Origin of the sequence: Aphanizomenon sp. CS-733/32 (genome assembly GCF_028330045.1) — a bacterium.
GTDB classification, from domain to species: Bacteria; Cyanobacteriota; Cyanobacteriia; order Cyanobacteriales; family Nostocaceae; genus Dolichospermum; species Dolichospermum gracile.
This window is the reverse complement of record NZ_JAQMSE010000163.1, coordinates 35,564-57,591: the sequence shown is the minus strand read 5'-3', so window position 1 is coordinate 57,591 and position 22,028 is coordinate 35,564. Positions and strand designations below refer to the sequence as shown.

Below are 22,028 nucleotides of genomic sequence, written 5' to 3'. Positions count from 1 at the left end.
GTTTCGGGCATTTTAACGTGATTTTTTTGATGATTTTTGAGCGCTCGCTATTGAGCAGAAGTTAATCACCAAAAGCCTGAAACGAGGGATTTTCGTTCATGCACATCATGGTGAATTTGTACAGTGCGTAAGTCCTAGTAACTAATACTATAATTAGTATATATCCCATTCTCACATAATTAAAGATATGGAAGAACTTTTGACATTAAGGGAATTACTACTTAAAGGTGATATGACTGGAGCTTTGGCAATTGTTGACGAGTTAGAAGAAATGAGCAGAGACGATAAAATCAACAACATTCGTAGCTATGCAGTAATTCTGCTCATACATCTAATCAAGCAAAAAGCAGAAAATCGCACTACGAAATCGTGGGAGCTATCAATTCGCAACTCTATACGTGGCATCCAAACCAAAAACCAGCGACGTAAAGCTGGCGGAACATACCTCAATACCGATGAATTAAGCCTAGCAATTTCTGAAGCTTATACAGAAGCAGTTGATCGCGCCTCCTCAGAGGTTGAAGAAGGACGCTATGAACCCCATGAGTTAGCCAAACTAGTCAACCGTCAAGAGATATGCGATCGCGCCATGATTTTAATCTCTACAAATCTAGAAATTTAAACTGGGTGTTAAGGATTCTAATGGGAGCTTAGGCGATTCAGAAGGTCAGCGTAGCGATCGCCAATACTGACAATAATACATACCATATATTTAAACAGCGGCAATAAATTCTTCTACTGTTAACCCAGCAGTTCGTATCAGTCCACGTAAAGTCCCTTTTGCCACCTCATGATGATCAGGAACAGACAAAGTTACCATTTCACCTTCTTTGACCAAAATGATATGACTTGCACTTTGGCGTGCAAATCGCCAGCCCAGCTTTTCAACAGGTACGAACTACTTCTTGTCCACTCAGAACAGGTAATTTTGATGCCATAACTATACTAAGACTTCTACTTGTTTAGTTTCAATAGTCAATGGCAACCCCATTTCTGCCCTCACTTGTAAGCAAGCAGAAATTGCATCTTGAATATTCTCTAAAGCCTCTTCTTTTGTTGCTCCCTGACTAATGCAACCAGGAATACTAGGACATTCAATCATCCAGACACCATCTTCATCTCGATCAATCGTGACATTGAATTTCATACTAAGTTGTAGTTAAGTAATACCTGTATTTTAGCTTTGAAAATTTCGATTATTAGTCTTAATGGAAGATTACCGCAGATTCTCGAAAAAAGTCAATTGCGATCGCTTTAACTAATAGACATCTCCCGTAAAGATTGTAGAGACGTTCCATGGAACGTCTCTACAGTGACTTGAGGTCACGCATATTTAATTTTTGGAGATGTCTAATAATTATAGGTGATACCTGCTGAGTAACAAACAGATAAGCTGTTACGCAGCTAAATTTGATAACCATAATTTACTTGAACTTTGTAGTGCGGGCATCTTGCCCGCTAGAATTATACAAACTAAATGCACAACAGCTTACCACTCTCATAACCTTTCTCTTTCTCAGTCGTGGTTTATTTCACAAACTACCATAAACGGGAATGACTGCACCACGGACATCCTTGGCTGCTTCTGAGGCTAAAAAGCAGATAACTTGGGCGATAGATTCGGGTTTTACCCATTTATCAGCGTTTTCTGTACCCATAGCGGCTCTATTACTGGGAGTATCAATGATACTGGGGAGAATGGTATTAGCAGTAATATTAGTATTTTTGGTTTCATGAGCGATCGCTTTTGTTAAGGCTATTACCCCAGCTTTCGCCGCAGAATAAGCTGCTAACTGTGCAGCAGGTTCAGCACCAGCGCGAGAACCTACAGTCACAATCCGTCCATAGCCATTTTCCAGCATACTTGCAAGGCTATATTTACAAGTCAAAAAAGTTGTATTTAAGTTTAAATCTATTTGCTGTTTCCAATCATCAAAACTGTATTTGTGAGTTTTTCCCATAGAAAAACCACCAACCAAATGAATTAACACATCCACTTTTGTCATGCGGCTGACCAGTTTCTCTACTGATGCTTCATCTTCCAAATTAGCAGGAATAAAATGAATTCTTGCAAAATCCGCCGGGGAAATAATTCCTTTGAGCCGTTCTACATCTTGAGGATTACGATAAGGAATAGTTACATCTGCACCTTGGGCGATAACTGCGGGTGTGACACCTAAACCGAGTCCCCCTGTGCCACCTGTAAGTAAAACTTGTTTGCCTTTCATTATTAAAGATGCACTCCTTGGATATTCTTTATTCGGCGTTGCTGATAGCCTGCGTGGCGTATCCCTGCGGGAGCCGGAGGCATTAGCCATATTGAGGTATGAAATTCCCAAATTGAACCTTTAAAACTCAAACCTCAGTGCGTCTACTCTTCGAGATCACGAAGCGTGATTGCGCCTTTGCGTGAGACTAAAATTCATACCCTTAATCAGCAACGCCCTTTATTCAAGATAGCGTGGATTTTCCAGAATCAATTTCATGATTTTGTTTCGCGCAATCTCTCTTAGATATCCCGCAGATGTAGGCACAAAGGGGCAAAAGAAGAAACACACAGTGCTGTCATAGAGACGTGGGATTTGGCATCTCTAATTAGGGCTTGCTACACAAACAAAGTCCGCACTTCGACAAGCTCAGTGACCGCCTGCGCGGACTAAGGAAAAATCAAGAATTGAAACCCACGCAGGTGGGTTTTGCCTGTGTAGACGCGGTTTCTAACCGCCCGTTTAACGTTAACTTGACACCTATAATCACTGCTAAAGCCCTACCTTCACAGACAACTTTTTCAGCAAACCTTAATTAAACATCTCCGAGAATTAAATGTGCGTGACTTTAAACCCTTGTAGAGACGTTCCATGGAACGTCTCTACAATATTTTTCGGAGGTGTCTATTGAAGACAGTAACTAAGTAGGTTGGCGTTGAAAATTGTCGTTATGGCAAGGCAAAAGGCAATCATGCAAGAGTGAAGAGGGTTTAGGCGATTTTACTTTTCTTTACACAGATTGGTTTTATTGTGTTCACCTACTTATGTTAAAGGTTCAAATAAGAGGTTGCAGATGTTGTACTAATTGTGGTGCTTGCACAACACCTTCAATTCTATCTACAGGCTGTCCTTGCTTAAATAGTACCAAGGTTGGTAAAGCCGCAATCCCGTATCGGCTGGCTAATTCTGTATACTTTTCTGTATCAATCTTGACAATCCGCAAACGGTTTTTCAATTGACTGTTGACTTGTTCTAAAATTGGCACCATCATTTGACAAGGACCACACCAGTCAGCATAAAAGTCTACCAATACGGGTACATCTGAACCAGATAGCATTTCTTCAAAGCTGTTGAATTCTTTTTTAATGGTCATAACACACCAGTTTTTAATTAATTGTTTGTTTTAATGTTAGTTCTTAGAATCTGTAATTTGTATATGTTTATATTTTTTATAGATCCCCTTTTGAGATCCCCGACTTCTTTAAGAAGTCGGGGATCTGAGTATTAGTGCTTACATTGTCAAAGACTGAGGATTGGTTTCAATCAATTTTGCTAAGTCTTGCAAGAATCCGGCGGCATCAGCACCATAAATGATACGATGATCACAGGTAACAGTTACTTGCATTTGTTGACGGACACCAAATAGGCCGTCGGCTGTGGCTACTACTTGGGGACGTGATGCGCCAATGGCTAAGATAGAACCTTGTCCAGGCGGTAAAATGGCATCAAAGGTATCTACACCAAACATTCCCAAGTTGGAGAGGGTGAAAGTACCGCTGTTGTATTCTGCTGGTTGTAGCTGTTTGGCTCTAGCGCGTTCTACTAAGGATTTCCAGTTGCGAGATAAAGAGTAGATGTCAACTGTATCTGCATTTTGCAAAACGGGTGTGATTAAACCACCATCATCCATGGCTACGGCGACGGAAACGTTAATATTAGGATGATTGACAATTCCTTGGTCTGAGTAGCTGGCATTGAGGATGGGGTGTTTTTGCAATGTCACGGCTACAGCTTTGGCTAGTAGCGCGGTCATTGTTACGCCTTTAGACTTAATTTGTTTGTAAAGTTTATCGAGTCCATCGGTGCTAATTGTGTAACTAACACGGAATACAGGTACGGATAGACTGGCTACCATACCCCGAACTACGGCATTTTGTAAGGTAGTGAATGGTACTATTTGACCGGGAACAGCACTACTAACTACTGGTGCTGCTGTTGGTGCGGCTACAGGCGCAGGTGTTGCTGCGGCTACTGGTACTGATGCTGGTACTGGGGCGGCAGTGACAACAGGGGTAGTAATTGGCTGAACTTTACCAGTTGCAACTTCTACATCCTCAGCGACAATGCGACCGTAGGGACCGCTACCTGTGAGGGTATTTAAATCTACTTTGAGTTCTTTGGCTAGTTTACGGGCGCGGGGTGAAACTACGACTCTGCCCGGTTGATGGTTAGAACCATTTTGAGATGGGGTGACAGGGGCGGCAACTGCGGCAACTGCAACTGGTATGGGGACAGGTGTGGAGGAGGCAGCAGCGCCATCTGCATTGGCTAGGGACTTGGCTGTGGCTATTTCTGCTTCTGTTTCGGCGATATAAGCGATCGCTGCGCCGACTGGTGCGGTTTCACCAGCGGGAACAATAATATGGGCGAGATATCCTTCATAGAAGGTTTCTACATCCATATCAGCTTTATCTGATTCGACAACCACCACCGTTTCGCCTTTCTCCACTTTATCTCCAGGCGATTTGACCCAGGAGACAATCTTGCCTTCGGTCATGGTGGAACTCAGCGCCGGCATAAATACTTCGTTAATGCTCATGATATGGTGGTTTCAGAATCAATAATATATGGACTTCAATCTACGAATTTTAACAGTTTTGTGATCAAGTGGGTGATTTTTTGGAAAAATCAGATTAATGAGAACTATCTGTTTTTTTGCCCAAAACACAACCGCCTACTTCATTGTCAGCGGTTTTGAGGAATTGAATGGATTTTTGTAAGAATATAGTTCTTCCTTATCTTCTCTATGGTAACAAATCCAAAATCATTTGTCAACCCCCTAATACTCTATTTTGGCGTTTGTATGGGAGTAAATCTTTTTGTCTAAGTAGGTGAACACAATAAAACCAAACTGTGTAAAGAAACGTAAAATCTCCCAAACTCCCAAATTCCCAAACTCTCTTGCCTGTTGCCTGTTGCCTGTTGCCTGTTGCCTGTTGCCTTTTGCCTCTTGCCTCTTGCCTTTTGCCTTGCCATAACGACAATTTTCAACGCCAACCTACTTAGTTTTTCAACTTCGGGAAATTACCCTGCCAATAAGACAATAAAGCCTGCCAAACAGCCTCCAATTCAGCCTCACTACCATCAGCTTTGGACAAGGCGAGTTGCCCCCAGACACAGCGTTTGTCACGGAGAGTCTGTTTACCGTTGAAGAGATTCAACCATTGAGAGGGATTAAGGTAAGGACGATAAAAATAGGCAATGAATTGACTCACTGTCGCTGTACTTTTTCCCATGGAATTAATGCAGGCTGTCAAATAGTTTTTTCCTCCAGAGGAGAACTGTAAATGATAACCTTTAGGGTTAATCTTTTCCAGAGGCTCTATTAGCTTAGGTAAATCTGGCAAAAAAGCCAACGAATTGTAGTAGGATTGAACATTCCCTAAATTAGAACTAGAGGGGATGTAGTAAAAATTGACAGTTAAATCCTGTCCGGCTTTTCGGTAATGATAAATTTGTCCTGATATGATATCCTTGCTGTGATTGGCTTCTATCTGAGAAGCTTCCATATCTATAGTCTGTTGCGGGAGATTTTGCTCCTTTTGCGGTATGGAAACAGGTTCACTAGCGGTTAATTGCCAACCGGGTAGAGGTATTTGCTGGGGAAAACTATAGGTAGCAACTTCGCCCAACTTCACGCTGTAATAAAACCAAAAATTAAATAAAATGATGATCAAACTAATACCTATGATTAGATTTGCATAGGACACTGGCTGGGATTTGCCAGAGGTGGTCTTTGACGGTGATAATGGAATTTGATTATTAGGTGATAGTAACAAAATTATGGTTCCAAAGGTTAGGAACGAGAGAACAGCAAAGATATTACCACCTTCATATCCATGCCAATAATGAAATGCAGGTTTATCTGTCACCACTAATGCCATAATTATTAATCGGCTGATGGAAAAAACCCCACTAATAAGGAATGAAAGGATAAAAGGCAAATAAATATTTTTCAGTAAAAAGGGAAAAAGAATTACTAGCGTGATGGAAAGTCTTAATAGCATGAGTAGGAGTGATATGCCAGTACATCCATCATATATATCAATCGCGCCACCATTAACATAAACTATAGTCCCTTGATTCACGGAATCAAATCCCAAGTACCATAAAACAAAAGAGGTTATTTTCGCAGAGATAAGTGTAACAGAAAACCGACCCAACAATAACAACAATAATCGGATAAAGATGAAAGTGAAAGTGGGAAGGATGACAATAATTGCTAATTCTTTCTGGAATTGTTTAATTCCTGTAAATCCTGATGCTAATAAGGCTAAACCAGTAGCACTAATCAAGGCAATAAAATACCAGGAAACCCAGATTGCTTCAACTAAAAAACCGGCCTTGATGTAAGGAATAATAACTAGGCAAAAACCAATGAAATTAGCAGGAGACCTGCTGACAAAAGCAATGTGATTGCGTCTATCGTAAATGTTAAATAAAATACTTGCATATAGCAACAGCAGGTATGACCAGTTTTGAACATCTTTGTCAACTAGCGAGTAGAGTGTTAAGTTAATTGCAGAAATCAACCCAAAGATGAATAGGAGTAGGAAAGTATGATCAAGTTTAACTTTCCTGAATCTTCCCATTTTACGTTTAATTGCTGACATCATCTGTAACATTCTAAAAAGCCTGGCCTATTTTGAACCAAACAAACACAAAGGTAAAACTAAGAATAAAGAGAGCAATAATTGTTCTATAACTATTTTTCCATATACTCTTAGATTGCTGTTGCTTGGCTTGGTCAGTTGCTTCGGAAATTCTTCTTTTGGCAATGAGTAAGTTTCGTTTAATTGAATCTTTGATCTGAGGATCTGGTAAATTTAATTCCTTTGGACTCAGGTTGATATTCTTACCAATAAGCTTAAGTTGTGCTGTAGTAACCCCAGAATTTAGACTCTTTTCTATTTGGCTTATTTGTTCAATATTGCTATTTTGCTGTCCGATGATCTGATTATTTACTGATTTTAATAAACGTCCTGTATTTACAAAAACCAGGGGAATTGCCAGGAAAAATGCGACTCCCATCAATAGGATTATCCAGCGAATAATTTTTTGAAAAATAATTTCTGGAAAGCGGATGTCATATTGATTTTCACTAAAATAACGAGTAAAAATAAACCCCAAACCAATCAAAAAAACCCAACTGTGTTCAGTGAATGCTCTAATGGAATTAAGTTGACTTTCAAAGTTTTGCAGTTGAAACTGGGAAGCAACATAGATAAAGTCTATGAATGACATAATCACAAGAGCATAACCGATGATTGGTAATAGACCAGTCAGATCACTACTATTAAATGAGATTCCTATTAATTTAACCCGACGGAAAAATTTGATAAAATTCCTGACTAAAGAGAAAAAGAAGAAGTTAATGCTTTTTTTAATGTTCTTCATGTTCATGATGTTTGTTTACGGTATATAGCACATTACATACTTAGAAAACTTTGTCAATGCGTAAGCCCTATAAGATTAATTAGCAGGAACAAAGCCAAACTATCTAATTGATTATAAATTGGGTAGTGTGTCAAAAATTTCGGTTTTTAGCTATTATTAGTAAAATTTATCTTTTAGAGATTCAATATAGTCATTGACTTATCAAATAAGCGATCGCTTCCCCTGCTTCAAGAAATATCCCCGACTTCTCCAAGAAGTCGAGGATTAAGTTGTTTAGATATCTCCGCGAATTTCTTCAACAATGCCATCACGCAGGACAACTTCCACCTGCATTTTACTAATCAAATTATCACCCAGTTCGATGCGGAAAAAGCTTTCCATTTGAAATTGGTTGACTTCTTGATCTAATTCCAACAATTGTACTTGCTGGAGGTTTTGCAGCATTTGGTTTTTCTGCTCTAGGAGTTCACTTTTCTTTTGATTGACTTGCAGTTGAATATTGTCAATTTGTTGGAGTGTTTGGGGTCCTGGTGGTTGAACACTTTGCTTTTGAATGGCGCTAATTGCTCTTTGTCCTTCAACGTCTAGTTGTTGTAGTTGTTGGTCAACTTGATTAATCTGAGCTTGGAGTTGCTGTTGTACTTCCTCTTTCCAGAGACTAGTAACTATGGCTTTGACATTAATTGGGCGTTTTAAAAGCAATTGAGGGTTGGAGACATCCATAAAATTTGTACGTTCACTCTTAAATAGTTTGTAGTGTGGAGAGGAGTCAGTAGGGGGTTCCCCGCCCAAGATTTAGGGGGAAATTAGGAAATTATTTAGCAAACATCTTGTCAATAATATCGCAATATCGTTCCATGACAACGTGACGACGGATTTTCAGAGTTTGTGTCATGAGTCCATTTTCAATTGAGAATTGTTCCTCAATGAGTTTAAATGCTCCAATACGATCATCGGCTCGATAGCTGGGACGGTTTTGGACTTCCCGATTTAATTCTTGACGAAACAAATCCTGGACTGTTCTACTCTCTAAGTCAATCGTTTCGGTATGATTTTGAGATTGGTTCCATGCGGCTAAGGCTTCTAGGTTAGGAACAATCAGAGCGCCAATGCTACGTTGATCTTGTCCTACTAACATAATTTGGTCAATGTAGGGCGATCGCAAACAAGCATCTTCTATAGGCTGTGGTTCAATATTTTCCCCGTTGGTTAAAACAATGGTATCTTTTGCTCTCCCTGTTAATACTAGGTCATTTTCAGGTGTCACCCAACCCAAATCACCACTGTCAAACCAACCTTCTGCGTCTATAGCTTTGTTTGTAGCTTGGGGATTTTGATAATAGCCCTGCATGATTTGTGGGCCTTTGAGCAGCACTAAACCCCGTTCTCCTGGGGGTATTGGTTGACGAGTCTCAGGATTGACAATTTTTACTTGCGTACCCGGAATTGGTTGCCCCGAGGAACCCCGTAAATTTCGCCAAGGACGACGAGCATTAGTTACTGGTGAGGTTTCTGTCAAACCATAACCTTGTAAAATTTCCACACCAACAATTTCAAAAAAGTTATCTATATATGCAGGTAGCGCCCCACCACCACTAATAACGTGCTTAATTTTTCCACCAGTGGCTTCTCGCACTTTGGCATAAACTAATTTTTCACCTAGTATATGGAGTGGTAACAAGGCTAATTCTACTATTTTGGCTTGGGAACGTTTCATAACTGAAGTATGAAGGTGATTTAAACTCAATCCCTGGGAAATACGTCGTGCTTCCACATATTTCTGGCTCATATCTAGTAAAAATTTGACCAATCTTTGTTTGTTGGCTGGTTGTTCGCGGAATTGTTTTTGCACTCCTTCATAAATTGATTCCCATAAACGAGGAACAGCAATCATATAATTGGGTTTAAATTTCTTTAAATCATTTTTAACAGAACGCAAATTAGTGTAAATTTGGGTACAGCCTTGAGAAAGGAGAAAATACTCACCACTGCGTTCATAACTATGCCATGTGGGCAAAATACTCAGAACGATATCTCCCTTCTCTGGTTGTACTACTGTTCCCAAGTTTCTAACTTGGTGCAGTAAATTTTTGTGAGATAGCATCACACCCTTGGGTTTTCCCGTAGTTCCAGAGGTATAAATTAAGGTTGCTAATGTTGCGCCAGTGTGCTTAGTTGCTACCAGGGTGTTATTGCTACCAATTTCTAATAACCGGGTAAAGTTCACCACTGGGAAATTAAATTCTGTGGGTGGTGTTTCATCGGAAAGGAGAACTACAAGTTTAATCGGTAATTCATCGAGTCCTGACCCTAATTTATTGAGAGTTTTGATATCCTCAACTACCAAGGCTGTACTACCACTGTGAGAAATAATATAAAGTAGTTCTTCTGGGTCTGCTTGGGCGCTACGGACTGCATTTACCGCTCCAGCAGTCATAATACCTTGATCGGCAATAAACCAGCGAGGACTATTATCAGCAATCAGGGAAACCCGTTCACCATAGGGAAGAGTTTCGCTATGGTGGGTATTGATACCTAGAGATTGTAAACCAGCCGCAAATAGTTGAATTTGCTCTGACAACTGACCATAGGTAATTTTTACTTCTGGTTTAGAGTGAGGATTATGTAGAGCAATAATATTATCAAATTTCTTTGCCGCTAGAGTCCAAATTTCCGGTAATGACTCAACATTTGTGTAATCTACTAAACTCCGTAAGGACAGACTTTCTCGCTCAGAAATGTTAGCTATTGCAGATTGGTTTTTTGTCATGAATACCACTGTAAGATTCAACTAATAATGCTATTTAATATTTAGTTTACACATTAATTGATCACAATTACTGAACTATTACCTTTCCATCTATAAAAATCTATGCTAAACTGATTTTATATAAACTAAATACTATGGTTGAGTCTTACTACATTTCCATATATTTTAAGACTAACCGCAAGACTAACCAAACTGTTCCTATGTAATTTCGTCAGGGAGTAATTCCCTATAGATTTGATGGATGTATTATTTCTCACCGTCATCAATGCGGGGGCTTGTTTAGCTTTACCCAAGCTGCTGTCTATAATTTTGGTTCGTAAACCTCAAGAATCTCAACCATTTTCCATTGTATCTGATTGCCAACCTGCCAAAATGGGAATCACTAGTTTTCCCTACTGTACAGCCTACACATTAACTGGTAGTCAATTTTGTAAATTTAGCCCGCGTTTTTGTAATCAATGTTCTCCTAATTAAAGAGGAAATTAGCGCGTACTATCTGCATTTTGGGCGTATTCCCTGTATTCTCTACATTTGGGCGCAGGGACTGCGCCCCTACTGGATTTCTATTTAATTTACTTATGTAATATCAAAGATATTTAAAAATTCAAAGTTGCTCAAATGTAGTGTTTATCAGGCAAAATAAAGATGTTTCGATCATCAGTACCTATAAAAAGGAGTTATTTATGAATTTAATGGATGGTATATTTTTAACACTATTAAATGCGGCTATTTGTTTGGTTTTACCTAAGCTGCTATCTTTGGCTTTATCGGCTAAAAACTAAAAGTCAATATCATCTTTAGGAGATTTCTGTTTTTCCCGTCGCCATTTTGCTCTAACTAAACGAATTTCATCAAAACTGTAGCTTTCACCTAAATTTTCCCGAATAGGCGTGAGTGAAATATCACCAACAACTTCTAAGATATTCCATATTTTCTTTTGGCGTTCTAGGGGGACTAATTTACTCAAGTCTAAAGACTGTTTTTTCTCAATTAAATCTGAGAGATGACGGATAATTGTCGTAGGGCGAATATTGCGTTTTTGGGCGATTTCTTCAATACTCAATCCTTGGTTATATAACTCTAATGTAGTTAATTCTGTACCAGATGGTGAGTGAGAATAAGGTGAGGAACTAACTCGATTAATAGTTTTTTCTGGCAAACCTTGTTGTTGGCAATAAGTCTGAATTTCTGCTAAGAACCTTTCGCCATACTGAGATAATTTATGGCTACCAACGCCGGAGAGATTGCCAAATTCATCTAAGGTTTTGGGTTGGCTTTGTGCCATTAATTTTAAGGTAGAATCATGGAAGATAACGTAGGGTGGTACAGCTTGTTCGTCTGCGAGTTGTTTACGAAGCGATCGCAATTTTTGCATCAGAACTTCCACATCTGCGGATTTGCCACTTCCCTCTTCCCAAGTCATCTTTTTGACTGTAGGAACAGCAATGGAAACTGGGCGTTGTTTTCGCATCACTTCCCAACTTAAAGCATTGAGTTTTAAAACTGAATAACCATCAGCCGTTTGTTCTATTAACCCTTGATGTAATAAGGATCTACATAACATTCGCCATTCATCTACTGTTTTATCTTTGCCAATTCCATAGGTAGAAAGTTGATCATGTTTATTAACAATAATTCTCTGATTTTTTCCGCCTCGCAAAACATCAATAATATGTAACATTCCAAATCTTTCTTTGCACCTAGCCACACAAGATAAAAATTTCATGGCTTCAATTGTCCAATCTTGAACAGGTTTGGGATAAAGACAATTATCACAATTTCCGCAATTGCCGGGAAATCTTTCCCCAAAATAACTTAATTGAATTGTGCGTCTACAATCTGTCCCTTCCGCATAATCAATTACCTGTCTTAGTTGCTGTTTAGCTATTAATTGTTCTTGAGGATCGGTTTTTTGATTAATACTCCATTCTATAGTTTTAATATCACCATAATTGAAAAATAACGTACATTTAGAAGGTTCACTATCTCTGCCCGCTCGTCCTGATTCTTGATAATAACTCTCCAAATTTCGGGGTAAATCGGAATGCACAACAAACCGCACGTCAGGTTTATTAATACCCATCCCAAAGGCAACTGTGGCTACCATGACTCGCACATCATCCCGAATAAACCGAGTTTGATTTTTTGATCTTTCCTCATCACTTAAACCAGCATGATAAGGCAAAACAGAAATCTTATCATTTTGGAGTTTTAACGTCAGTTCATCAACTTTTTTACGAGTCAAACAATAAATAATTCCTGAACCTTCATTTTCTCTAACTATTTCTAATAATTCGGCGTAAGCGCGGTGACTTTTAGGACGGACTTCATAATAAAGATTTTGGCGGTTAAAACTAGCAATATGAATACTGGGTTGTTTTAATCCTAATTGTTCAATAATATCAGCCCTAACTCTATCTGTGGCAGTAGCAGTCAGCGCAACTGTAGGCACATCAGGATAACGTTTGCGGAGTAATCTTAATTGCCGATATTCTGGACGGAAATCATGCCCCCATTCTGAGACACAATGGGCTTCATCAATGGCAAAGGTGGAAATCCCCACTTTTTCCTTAACTACGTCTAAAAGGGGGAGAAATCGGTCACTAACAAGGCGTTCTGGGGCGACATAAAGTAATTTTATTTTACCATTCATGATCGCTTCTTCTCGGGAGCGAACTTTATAGGCGTTGAGACTACTATTGAGAAATGTGGCAGAAATGTTATTAGTTCGCAGTGCTTCTACTTGATCTTGCATTAAAGCAATTAATGGTGACACTACTACAGTTAAACCGGGTTTCAAAAGTGCTGGTAATTGAAAGCACAGAGATTTCCCCCCACCTGTGGGCATGACTACCATTAAATCACGATTTTCCAACGCATCCTCGATAATTTGCCGTTGTCCAGGGCGAAATTGATCATAACCAAAATGATATTTTAAGGCTTTTTCTAAGTGGGGGTACTGAAGCATGGTAGATGATTGTGCTGGTGATGCTTGTCTGTGTAGTCTGAGGGTTTAGCATTGTGCTTTACCCCTACAGAAGATATTAGAATTTTAACTCACCTTGGGGGAATGGCGAAAGCTAGAATTTATAGATATTCCCAGACATTGTATTTTAGTCCAGCCAAAAATCTTGATTGAGAATAGATTCAATTTCTCGATTAAATTGCCATGTATCAGGAAATGAATATTGTGGATATTCGCGCTTAACTTTTTTAAGTGCTTGTTGATAAGCCACGTCAAAAATTTCGGCTGAGTAGGGACGTAAACTAGGGGAATCTTCTAGTATATCTTCTATTTCTACGCGCACATTATCAATAGTCCTTTCCCAGCCATTAAACTCTTGCGGCATATTCACATATACCCGTTTTAACAAGTGTTCAAAAAAAGCGCGTAAATGCCCTTTAAAAGCTCTTTTTGTTTCCTTACCCAAAGATTCAATTTCCTCAATTAAATTGTCAATATCTAGCTGATTAAAATCTCTAGCTCGTAGTTTTTGAACTATTTCTTCTGTCCACAGTAAATAGTCATCTTTATAAAGAGATACCACTTCTGTAGTTTTAACTGAAATTGCTTGTTTCATGGGTTATTTTCCTGTTACAGCAACCGCAAGATAGTGTCTCTCTTGGGCAACATATCATTCATTATTTTAGTGAGTCAAATAATAGGGCTGCAAAAATTATCTCTATGAATTGGGCGATCGCTAAATGTCAATTTCTGATAATGTGTATAATAACACGCTGGCTCTAATTAAATCAAACCAAGCTTTGCGGGGGATGAGTGGTTATTTGAGGAACTACCTTGATTTTCAGGTTGTTTTACTTAAATTCTAAAATTTCTTCTATCCATAGTTATAAAAAAGTGACGTGAACTGATAATATCTGTATTTGTAATGATATTATATACTCCTGTTGCTTTATATACATAAAAACTTCTTATGCATGAGGTTTCTACTAAGCTCCTAGCGATTTTCCAGAATGTGAATGAGTGGCTGAAGTTTGCAGAGGCTAAAAATGGTGTTCTGCTGGCTTTTTCTGGTGCTGCTATTACTGCAACTATCACTCTTTTAGTCACAGCACAAAATATTCCCCATTCTTTAAATTTTGGGTTGTTGTTAACAACGATTCTGCTTTGTATTTGCGCTTTGATTTGTTCTCTTTCTTTTTTGCCTAAAACAAATCTAGAGGATCTTTTCTGGTTGCGAGATAGACGAAATAAAAAATCAAATTCCCAAGATCCAATAAAAGATAATTTTTGGTATTTTGGACATTTACAGAAATATAAACCGGATGAATTACTGGAAGCATTGAATGAACCCTATTTTCATAGTAATCTAAATATAGCTAAACTAGCTGACAGAAAAGAATACAAGGAATATAAAGATATTGCTGCACAAATTACTATTAATGCCGAAATTGCTTTTTTGAAGTTTGAAGTTTTTACCTATGCGATAAAGGTTTTAATTGCTTCTATTTTAGTAATTCCCTGTTCAATTCTGATAAGTTTAATTATTTATCATCGTTTGTGATCTTTATGATATATTCAATTATTTTTGACAACAAAAACGAAATATATATAATTTAAATATATACATTCTGTAAAAGTTTGGCAATGCTAAACTCCTACAGCGAACTATATTTAATATTCACAATTTTATCAATTTAGATTTATTCACAGAAGATAACAGCACCTATGTCACAAGAAAACATCCAATTAACTGTAGTTCAACTCGATTTATTTCAGTCTTCAAAATCAACTAAATTTATTGAAGATCAATTAGGTATACAAGGTACAAAACTCTTTGTTGAGCAAATTAGAAAATTTGTTGAAGATGCTTTTAATCCAATTAGGATTACATCTATTTACAACGAAACTTATTCTTTGGGTGGAGATGGTTATCGTATATTATTTAAAGATGTTGATGATGCCTATAAGTTTGTTAAAGATTTTTGTATAAAGGTTGATAAATATAACATCACAAAAGATAATAAGCGACTTTTTCGTATTGGTGCAGCAACGGGTAATGTTCTATATGATGAATCTCAATCAGGTATTGACAGAATAATAGGGCATCGTGTTTTGTTTACAGTTTCACGAATGGTTACAGTGGCAGATCCTGGTTGGTTATATATTGATAAAGCAACATATCAAGCACTACCTCAAGAGTCACAAAAGAATTTTACTCTGAGAAATATCGAAGGAAAAAAGCATGAAAATAATTTTGATGCTTATGGTTGTCCAATGTTATATGATGCTTCGCCCTTCATGCAGCCTTTTAATTTTGAAATTGCTATTATAGATAGGAAAAACAAAGTTAGTTACAAAAGCAAAGAAACTAAAGAAGTAAAAATTGAAGCTAAATATTTTATTGAAAAGTTAGTTAATAATGTAAACCTAGAAAATAATGTAATCTTAGAAATGATATCTATCCCAAGTGGAATATTCCAGATGGGAACAACAGAGGATGAAATTGAGAGGTTATGTAAACTATATAATGAAGACTATTTTAGACGAGAAGGAGAACAACATGGTGTAACTATACAATCTTTCTGTTTGGGTCGCTATCCTGTCACTCAAGCGCAGTGGAAAGCAGTAGCTTCTTTCCCACAAATAAATCGAGAACTAAATCCTAACCCATCTCATTTTCAAGGAACAAATCGCCCTGTTGAGTGCGTTTCTTGGGATGATGCGGAGGAGTTTTGCTTACGCCTCTCACATCATACTAAAAAACAGTACCGCCTTCCTAGTGAAGCAGAATGGGAATATGCTTGTCGCGCTGGGACAAAAACAGCATTTCATTTTGGTGAAACACTGAAAACAGACTTGGCTAACTATAATGGCAAATATGGTGGTGAAGGAGATTATCGAGAGGAAACAACAGAAGTAGGTAGTATGAAGTTTGCTAATAGGTTTGGATTATACGATATGCACGGAAATGTATGGGAATGGTGTCAAGACCATTGGCATGATAGCTATGAAGGTGCGCCTACAGATGGAAGCGCATGGATAAACACAAGTCATAATACAAAAGGAAGAATTCTTCGCGGTGGTTCTTGGTATACTGGTCTTGCAAATTGTCGTTCAATGCGTCGTCTTTACGCTAATTCAGGACAGGAACATAACACTTACGGGTTTCGAGTTGCTTGTAGTTCTTCATGGATTTTGTAGTTTTTTAGACTTTGAGTCTTTCGCTTGCAAGGGAAAAATCTTTTTAAGAAATCAAGAATGATGCCAAGCTTGATAAAATTCTGGATAGGGCATATTTTGGGCGCAATTCCAAATCAGATCATAGTCTTCACTATCTAGTTTATAGCGACGTAAAGCTTGCACCACCAAGAATATATCTTTATTGCTGGTGACTATCTTTCCTAAGCTTTTAGCGGCTAGTTTATGGGTGTACTCATTCTGTGATTTATCCAGAAGTTGCACTAATGCGGCAATGGCTTTTTCATTATTTATACCTATATTGCCTAAACTTTCTAGTGCATAGACAATAATTTCATCATTTTCTGATGTATTTATAAGTTGTAATAAAGTGGAGATAGCTTTTTCGTTACCAGGATCTATATTTCCTAAGCTTTCGGCTACTTGCACAAGGATGTACTTATTCTCTGATGTATCTAAAAGTTGCCCTAAAGCAGAAATAGCTTTTACATCACCTTTGCCTATTTCTCCTAATGTATAAAGTGCTTGACTAATCGCTTCTTCATCCTCTGATATATCTAAACTTTGGATTAAATCGGCAATGGCTTTTTCGTGATCAGTTTCTATTTGATATGGGGTTGTAGCCGCTTGAAGAATAACGGCTTTTTCGTGGTTATTGTCTATTTTCCCTAATCTATTTGTATATTTATTACCTGATCTATCTAGTAATTTTACTAGAACAGAAATGGCTTTCTCATTGCCAATGCCTATTTTTCCTAGGCTTTCAGCTACTTGCCAATAAATAGAATCATTTTGTGCTGTATCTAAAATTTGCACTAAGGCAGAAATAGCTTGTTCATTACCATAGCCTATTTCTCCTAAGCTTTCAGTCGCTTGCTTACGGATATCATTGTTATCTGATGTAGTTATAATTTCTAATAAGGCAGAAATAGCTTGTTCATTACCATAGCCTATTTTTCCTAAGCTTTTAACTACTCGTCTACGAATGTCTTTATCCTGTGACGTATTCAATAGTTGTATTAAAGCGACAACGGCTTTTTCACTACCAGATCCGATTGTTTCTAAGCTAGTAATGGCGAGAGAAAGGGTAAAATTTTGTTGTAATGTGTTGATTGATTGGACTAAAGTATCTATAGCTTTGGTTCTGTCAGTTTCTTGAAGTCCTACAGTGACTTGCTGTTCAATGCTATTGAAACGATAATAATCTAATTTCCAATTTACCAGTTGTTGAACTATGTTATCAGCTTTTGTAGATTCTGGGAATTGAGCGATCGCTGCTGCTGCTAAAAAATAGGCGCGATAACCATAAAAACCCTTACCCTGATATGGTACACAGCCATCTTCAAAATTGACCAAAGCTTGAATAAAAGCCTCTTTTGACTCTTGGGGTACATCTTTGCGTCCAAACCAGGATAATATTGCTGGTTGCCATTGGGGGTCAAAAATGCGGTATGCTTGACTGTCTATGGGTTGATTTTTATGGTTTTTGGGTAAGAAGACATCCCAATCATCAATCGCTGTTGTGACAAAATCCTCTGGTTTCATAAATTTACTATATCAATAAAAGTTATTTTGATATTGACAGGGTGGTATTTTGAAAAAAATTACTAGAATTTAGTGTATCACGTTAATAAATTATCATTTTCAATGTAACAATATGAATTATTAACTTTTTTTTCAGACTCAAATCATGAAAGCAATTTGGAATGGTGCTATTCTAGCCGAAAGCGATAATACCGTAGTTGTTGAAGGAAATCATTATTTCCCTGCTGACGCTATTAATAAGGAATACTTTACAGACAGCAGTACTCATACCACTTGTCCTTGGAAAGGGGTTGCTAGTTACTATAGTATTGAAGTTGGTGGACAAGTTAATAAAGATGCGGCTTGGTACTATCCTAGCACTAAGGAAAAAGCTAAAAATATCGAAGGTTATGTTGCTTTCTGGAAAGGCGTAAAAGTCGAAGCTTAGACTAAGATTAAATTAACCATATAGCCAGGGAATCAATTCCCTGTCTAATAGCTAAAGTCGGTTAAAACCGACTAATTTTTTCTAGCTTTTTGAATTTTGAGAAAGTTTACAGCACTTTCTCCTGTTATGAATCCGTAGGGGCGGGGTTTCCCCGCCCTTGCTAGGGGTTTCCCCGCCCTTGGTAGGGGTTTCCCCGCCCTTGCTAGGGGTTTCCCCGCCCTTGGTAGGGGTTTCCCCGCCCTTGGTAGTATTTATTAAAGCAAAAACCGCTGTATTTATATCTACTTCTAATCTTTGGCGATAACAATATCATTAGATTTAATTACAGCATAGGCTTCTGTCCCTTCAGATAATTCTAATTCTTCAGCCGAAACCCTAGTAATCATGGAAGTTAACTCAACTTTGTGAACGATTTCTAAAGTTATTTCGGTATTTATACTGCCTGTAGTGACTCGTTTTACAATTCCTTTTAAAACATTGCGGGAACTAACTTTTAAGGCTTTTTTGGGACTAACAATTTCAAATTCAACATTTTTTGTTTCCGCTTGTTCTGGTGAAGTTGATGATGATATAGACGGTGCTGAATATTGTTTAAGTCCCCGGACTAATTCTCGCAAAATCTCTGTTTTAGTCCGTTGGGAGTTTTGACAAAATTCTTCTAATATCTTGCGTTCTTCTTCGGATGTTTGAAATGTCACCCAACCCTGGTCTTTTCTTGGCATAAAATTACTAATTTATTGAGTAAGTATAATCTTGATTCAATCCTAGCAACAATCAATATAATCAAGGGCGCAGGCCCTGCGCCCCTGGGGGTTTCTGTATATTGCTAATTCATTTTATGCAATGCTAGAAATACCGAAATCTGGGGGTATATCTTGCAGTCTTCCCGGTCCAATAGCTTGTAATCCTTCTTTGAGGATAATATCGCCAGTGTACAAGGCTTTACCGACTATCACACCTGTGACACCTTGGGGTTCTAAGGCTAATAAACTTAATAAATCGGTGACGGAACTTACGCCACCGGAAGCTATTACGGGTATGGAAATTGCTGCTGCGAGTTCTCGTAATGCGTCTAAATTCGGTCCTGCTAATGTGCCATCGCGGTTGATATCAGTGTAAATGATGGCTGCTGCACCTAATTCTTGCATCTGTACTGCTAGTTGGGTGGCTAATACTGTTGATGTTTCCAACCAACCACGAGTTGCGACTAAGCTGTTACGGGCATCTATGCCAATAATAATTTGTTGGGGAAATTCTTGACAAAGTTCTTGGACTAATTGAGGTTGTTCGACGGCGACAGTGCCGAGAATTGCCCAATTTACACCCAGGTTGAATAATTGTACGACACTGGTGCGATCGCGCAATCCTCCCCCAACTTCAATGGGTATGTCAAGATTATCTCTAATGGCTGCAATGGCGGCTAAGTTGACGATTTTCCCGGCTTTTGCACCGTCTAAGTCAACTAAATGTAGTCTTGTCGCACCTTGGTCTGCCCACATTTTCGCCACTTCGACGGGGTTTTCGCTGAATACTTGCGATCGCTCGTAGTCTCCTTTATATAGTCGCACACAGCGACCTTCTAGTAAATCAATTGCGGGGATTACTTCCATAATTTGTCAGTTGTTCGTTGTCCATTAACTATTCCCTACTTCTTACCTCTTCCCTCTGAACTGTCACCTGTCAGCTGTTCCCTGTCACCTAATTGCTGTACTGCTTGGCGAAAACCCAAGACTAGTAAGATGTTAGCAAGGGTTAAAAAGACTTCTGCACCGCCATGTAACCAGTCTATATTGGCTAATTGTTCTCCGTACTGCACTTTGGCGTAAATGGCGGCGGGGATGGTGATAGCCACAAATACCAATGTGCCGTAAAATCCATATAGGGCTAAACGTGGCATTTGGGGAACGCGGCTAATAAACCACAAGAAACCCAGATAGGGAAAGAGAGAGAGGGCAAAGAGGGTTTCTTTTGATATCATTGTTCTGATTTGATGGATTGTGTCTCAATGGGGTTTGCAGACTTGGTGGAACGCCAAATTACATAAGCTGCCGCCCAAAGGGTAAAGTTACCAACTAATGTCATGGTAGCTTGTAGGGTGACTAACCATTCTAATGATTCAGAATTGTCGAAATAATGCCAAGTACAAGCACACATTGCGCTAATTAAAGCTGGTAACATGGCAAAGGACAATCCCCACCAACTACGATTTTCTGTAAGTTCACCATAAGTCCAAATTAGCCAAATTGCGGCTATCCACTCAATGACGCTAGAAATATGAATTATCCATGTGGGGATTGAAAGTACGTGCATAATTGTTTGTCAGTTGTCAGTTGTCAGTGGTAGATAACTAGGTTGAAAAAATTGGTAGTCCAAAATCTAAAATCTAAAATTCAAAATGGGGAAAATGCGGGTTTTATTGTCTGGGTATTACGGTAAGGGTAATGGTGGTGATGAAGCTTTGTTAGCCACACTTCTGCAAATGTTACCACTTGATGTTACTCCTGTGGTGCTTTCTGGAAATCCTGAAGAAACTCATCGGCGTTATGGTGTGGAATGTTACAACCGAATGGCGGTTTTACAGGTTATCAAAGCTTTGCGTTCTTGTGATGCTTTTGTTTGGGGTGGTGGCAGTTTAATTCAAGATGCTACCAGCAGCATTAGCCCTTTTTATTATGGCGGATTAATGACTTTAGCTCAAGTTATGGGTTTGAAAACCATTGCCTGGGGACAGGGTATAGGTCCATTGTTGCGTTCCCAAACTCGTTCGTTAGCAAAGGGGAATTTTGCAGGTTGTACTCAAGTGAGTGTGCGCGATCGCTCCAGTTCTCAGTTATTATCAGATTGGAGTATACCGCATATCCTTGCCCCTGACCCAGTTTGGGCGTTAGAATCGAAGCCAGTCCCGGAATTAGTAGATTTACCAAAACCCAGAATTGCAGTTACTTTAAGAAATCATCCTCAATTGACAGAAAATAGGTTAGCAAATTTGACTCAAGCTTTAGTTAATTTGCAAAAAGAAACCCAAGCTTTTATTTTATTATTACCATTTCAAAAAAGTGAAGATCTAGGAATTGCGGAAAAAATTCACACTCAATTACCAGATGTGAGTAGAGTTCTTTGTTCGGAAGATCCACAAATTTTAAAAGGTGTATTTCGCGGCGTGGAAATGTCCATAGGAATGCGTCTCCATAGTTTAATTATGGCAGCTAGTGAAGGTTCTCGTTGTTTTGCATTGAGTTATGATCCCAAGGTCAACCGATTAATGGAAGATTTAGAAATACCTGGTTGGGATTTAAAGGATTTACCAGATGATGTAGATTTAATTAGTAAAACTTGGATTGATTATTATAATAATGGTGCGGCTTTGTCACCTCATAAAATTCAATCTTTAGTAAATGGGGCTTTTTTGCATCAAGATTTGTTAAAGGAAGCGTTAACATGAAATTTATTCTATAATTT

Annotated in this window: 22 protein-coding genes; 6 read left to right on the top strand and 16 right to left on the bottom strand. The window is 38.4% G+C overall.

Translation table 11 applies throughout. The features are described from left to right. Positions 1–187 precede the first annotated feature (187 nt). Positions 188–622: a DUF29 family protein gene (locus PN471_RS13100; protein WP_271777217.1), complete on the top strand. Its 435-nt coding sequence runs from the start codon at positions 188–190 to the stop codon at positions 620–622. Positions 623–712: 90 nt separating this feature from the next. Here PN471_RS13100 and PN471_RS13095 read toward each other — a convergent pair whose 3' ends face one another. The 9 genes from PN471_RS13095 to PN471_RS13055 all read right to left on the bottom strand — a co-directional run bounded on the left by PN471_RS13095 (position 713) and on the right by PN471_RS13055 (position 10,434). After that, entirely contained in the window at positions 713–838 is a 126-nt protein-coding gene (locus PN471_RS13095; protein WP_236630619.1) for a type II toxin-antitoxin system HicA family toxin, read from the bottom strand. A 102-nt stretch (positions 839–940) separates the two neighbouring features. Further along, positions 941–1,147, bottom strand: a complete 207-nt coding sequence (locus PN471_RS13090; RefSeq protein WP_053537805.1) for a type II toxin-antitoxin system HicB family antitoxin — start codon at positions 1,145–1,147, stop codon at positions 941–943. A gap of 385 nt (positions 1,148–1,532) precedes the next feature. Beyond that, positions 1,533–2,228, bottom strand: a complete 696-nt coding sequence (gene fabG / locus PN471_RS13085) for a 3-oxoacyl-ACP reductase FabG (protein ID WP_257120443.1) — start codon at positions 2,226–2,228, stop codon at positions 1,533–1,535. An 814-nt stretch (positions 2,229–3,042) separates the two neighbouring features. Next, positions 3,043–3,360: a thioredoxin gene (gene trxA / locus PN471_RS13080; protein WP_027403754.1), complete on the bottom strand. Its 318-nt coding sequence runs from the start codon at positions 3,358–3,360 to the stop codon at positions 3,043–3,045. Between the two features lie 138 nt (positions 3,361–3,498). Then, positions 3,499–4,806, bottom strand: coding sequence for a dihydrolipoamide acetyltransferase family protein (locus tag PN471_RS13075; protein ID WP_271777216.1), 1,308 nt, complete (start codon positions 4,804–4,806; stop codon positions 3,499–3,501). Between the two features lie 463 nt (positions 4,807–5,269). Further along, positions 5,270–6,883, bottom strand: a complete 1,614-nt coding sequence (locus PN471_RS13070; RefSeq protein WP_271777215.1) for an archaeosortase/exosortase family protein — start codon at positions 6,881–6,883, stop codon at positions 5,270–5,272. Between the two features lie 10 nt (positions 6,884–6,893). Further along, a complete protein-coding gene (hpsJ-A, locus tag PN471_RS13065; RefSeq protein ID WP_271777214.1) occupies positions 6,894–7,670 on the bottom strand; it encodes an HpsJ-like protein, cyanoexosortase A-associated in 777 nt (258 codons plus the stop codon). Between the two features lie 267 nt (positions 7,671–7,937). After that, complete coding sequence (locus PN471_RS13060; RefSeq protein WP_053537811.1) at positions 7,938–8,387, bottom strand: YlqD family protein; 450 nt, start codon at positions 8,385–8,387, stop codon at positions 7,938–7,940. Between the two features lie 91 nt (positions 8,388–8,478). Further along, on the bottom strand, positions 8,479–10,434 hold the full coding sequence (locus PN471_RS13055; RefSeq protein WP_271777213.1) for an AMP-dependent synthetase/ligase: 1,956 nt from the start codon (positions 10,432–10,434) through the stop codon (positions 8,479–8,481). Between the two features lie 237 nt (positions 10,435–10,671). Between PN471_RS13055 and PN471_RS13050 the strand changes: the two genes are divergently transcribed. Further along, the gene (locus tag PN471_RS13050; RefSeq protein ID WP_271777212.1) at positions 10,672–10,908 is read left to right on the top strand and encodes a hypothetical protein; all 237 of its coding nucleotides are present in this window, start codon (positions 10,672–10,674) and stop codon (positions 10,906–10,908) included. A 304-nt stretch (positions 10,909–11,212) separates the two neighbouring features. On the opposite strand, the gene recQ is transcribed toward PN471_RS13050, so the two are convergent. Together recQ and PN471_RS13040 are read right to left on the bottom strand one after the other, a co-directional pair. Next, complete coding sequence (gene recQ / locus PN471_RS13045) at positions 11,213–13,402, bottom strand: DNA helicase RecQ (RefSeq protein ID WP_271777211.1); 2,190 nt, start codon at positions 13,400–13,402, stop codon at positions 11,213–11,215. Positions 13,403–13,547: 145 nt separating this feature from the next. Continuing rightward, positions 13,548–14,015 carry a DUF29 domain-containing protein gene (locus PN471_RS13040; RefSeq protein WP_271777210.1) on the bottom strand — a complete coding sequence of 156 codons (468 nt, stop codon included), beginning with the start codon at positions 14,013–14,015 and terminating at the stop codon, positions 13,548–13,550. A gap of 354 nt (positions 14,016–14,369) precedes the next feature. Here PN471_RS13040 and PN471_RS13035 point away from each other — a divergent pair, with 354 nt between their 5' ends. Continuing rightward, positions 14,370–14,960, top strand: a complete 591-nt coding sequence (locus tag PN471_RS13035) for a hypothetical protein (RefSeq protein ID WP_271777209.1) — start codon at positions 14,370–14,372, stop codon at positions 14,958–14,960. Positions 14,961–15,124: 164 nt separating this feature from the next. Beyond that, entirely contained in the window at positions 15,125–16,600 is a 1,476-nt protein-coding gene (locus tag PN471_RS23360; protein WP_334311917.1) for an SUMF1/EgtB/PvdO family nonheme iron enzyme, read from the top strand. A gap of 51 nt (positions 16,601–16,651) precedes the next feature. On the opposite strand, the gene PN471_RS13025 is transcribed toward PN471_RS23360, so the two are convergent. Further along, entirely contained in the window at positions 16,652–18,142 is a 1,491-nt protein-coding gene (locus tag PN471_RS13025; protein WP_271777208.1) for a HEAT repeat domain-containing protein, read from the bottom strand. Positions 18,143–18,284: 142 nt separating this feature from the next. Between PN471_RS13025 and PN471_RS13020 the strand changes: the two genes are divergently transcribed. Then, positions 18,285–18,569 (top strand): DUF427 domain-containing protein, encoded by a 285-nt coding sequence (locus tag PN471_RS13020; protein WP_271777219.1) that lies wholly within the window; start codon positions 18,285–18,287, stop codon positions 18,567–18,569. A gap of 287 nt (positions 18,570–18,856) precedes the next feature. Here the strand turns inward: PN471_RS13020 and PN471_RS13015 are convergent, their stop codons facing one another. From PN471_RS13015 to PN471_RS13000, 4 genes are all read right to left on the bottom strand, one after another. Further along, positions 18,857–19,291: a TOBE domain-containing protein gene (locus PN471_RS13015; RefSeq protein WP_271777207.1), complete on the bottom strand. Its 435-nt coding sequence runs from the start codon at positions 19,289–19,291 to the stop codon at positions 18,857–18,859. Positions 19,292–19,405: 114 nt separating this feature from the next. Next, complete coding sequence (hisA, locus tag PN471_RS13010) at positions 19,406–20,179, bottom strand: 1-(5-phosphoribosyl)-5-[(5-phosphoribosylamino)methylideneamino]imidazole-4-carboxamide isomerase (protein WP_271777206.1); 774 nt, start codon at positions 20,177–20,179, stop codon at positions 19,406–19,408. Between the two features lie 35 nt (positions 20,180–20,214). After that, positions 20,215–20,547, bottom strand: a complete 333-nt coding sequence (locus PN471_RS13005; RefSeq protein WP_271777205.1) for a DUF3593 domain-containing protein — start codon at positions 20,545–20,547, stop codon at positions 20,215–20,217. Further along, positions 20,544–20,879 (bottom strand): DUF2499 domain-containing protein, encoded by a 336-nt coding sequence (locus PN471_RS13000; protein ID WP_271777204.1) that lies wholly within the window; start codon positions 20,877–20,879, stop codon positions 20,544–20,546. The genes PN471_RS13005 and PN471_RS13000 overlap by 4 nt, the downstream gene beginning before the upstream one ends. 85 nt (positions 20,880–20,964) lie before the next feature. Here PN471_RS13000 and csaB point away from each other — a divergent pair, with 85 nt between their 5' ends. Next, complete coding sequence (gene csaB / locus PN471_RS12995; protein WP_271777203.1) at positions 20,965–22,011, top strand: polysaccharide pyruvyl transferase CsaB; 1,047 nt, start codon at positions 20,965–20,967, stop codon at positions 22,009–22,011. Positions 22,012–22,028: the final 17 nt, after the last annotated feature.

Coding starts and splice junctions, on each gene's coding strand:
- PN471_RS13100 (WP_271777217.1), top strand. CDS start 188: ATGGAAGAACTTTTGACATTAAGGGAATTACTACTTAAAGGTGATATG.
- PN471_RS13090 (WP_053537805.1), bottom strand. CDS start 1,147: ATGAAATTCAATGTCACGATTGATCGAGATGAAGATGGTGTCTGGATG.
- fabG (WP_257120443.1), bottom strand. CDS start 2,228: ATGAAAGGCAAACAAGTTTTACTTACAGGTGGCACAGGGGGACTCGGT.
- trxA (WP_027403754.1), bottom strand. CDS start 3,360: ATGACCATTAAAAAAGAATTCAACAGCTTTGAAGAAATGCTATCTGGT.
- PN471_RS13075 (WP_271777216.1), bottom strand. CDS start 4,806: ATGAGCATTAACGAAGTATTTATGCCGGCGCTGAGTTCCACCATGACC.
- PN471_RS13070 (WP_271777215.1), bottom strand. CDS start 6,883: ATGATGTCAGCAATTAAACGTAAAATGGGAAGATTCAGGAAAGTTAAA.
- hpsJ-A (WP_271777214.1), bottom strand. CDS start 7,670: ATGAACATGAAGAACATTAAAAAAAGCATTAACTTCTTCTTTTTCTCT.
- PN471_RS13060 (WP_053537811.1), bottom strand. CDS start 8,387: ATGGATGTCTCCAACCCTCAATTGCTTTTAAAACGCCCAATTAATGTC.
- PN471_RS13055 (WP_271777213.1), bottom strand. CDS start 10,434: ATGACAAAAAACCAATCTGCAATAGCTAACATTTCTGAGCGAGAAAGT.
- PN471_RS13050 (WP_271777212.1), top strand. CDS start 10,672: ATGGATGTATTATTTCTCACCGTCATCAATGCGGGGGCTTGTTTAGCT.
- recQ (WP_271777211.1), bottom strand. CDS start 13,402: ATGCTTCAGTACCCCCACTTAGAAAAAGCCTTAAAATATCATTTTGGT.
- PN471_RS13040 (WP_271777210.1), bottom strand. CDS start 14,015: ATGAAACAAGCAATTTCAGTTAAAACTACAGAAGTGGTATCTCTTTAT.
- PN471_RS13035 (WP_271777209.1), top strand. CDS start 14,370: ATGCATGAGGTTTCTACTAAGCTCCTAGCGATTTTCCAGAATGTGAAT.
- PN471_RS23360 (WP_334311917.1), top strand. CDS start 15,125: ATGTCACAAGAAAACATCCAATTAACTGTAGTTCAACTCGATTTATTT.
- PN471_RS13025 (WP_271777208.1), bottom strand. CDS start 18,142: ATGAAACCAGAGGATTTTGTCACAACAGCGATTGATGATTGGGATGTC.
- PN471_RS13015 (WP_271777207.1), bottom strand. CDS start 19,291: ATGCCAAGAAAAGACCAGGGTTGGGTGACATTTCAAACATCCGAAGAA.
- hisA (WP_271777206.1), bottom strand. CDS start 20,179: ATGGAAGTAATCCCCGCAATTGATTTACTAGAAGGTCGCTGTGTGCGA.
- PN471_RS13005 (WP_271777205.1), bottom strand. CDS start 20,547: ATGATATCAAAAGAAACCCTCTTTGCCCTCTCTCTCTTTCCCTATCTG.
- PN471_RS13000 (WP_271777204.1), bottom strand. CDS start 20,879: ATGCACGTACTTTCAATCCCCACATGGATAATTCATATTTCTAGCGTC.
- csaB (WP_271777203.1), top strand. CDS start 20,965: ATGGGGAAAATGCGGGTTTTATTGTCTGGGTATTACGGTAAGGGTAAT.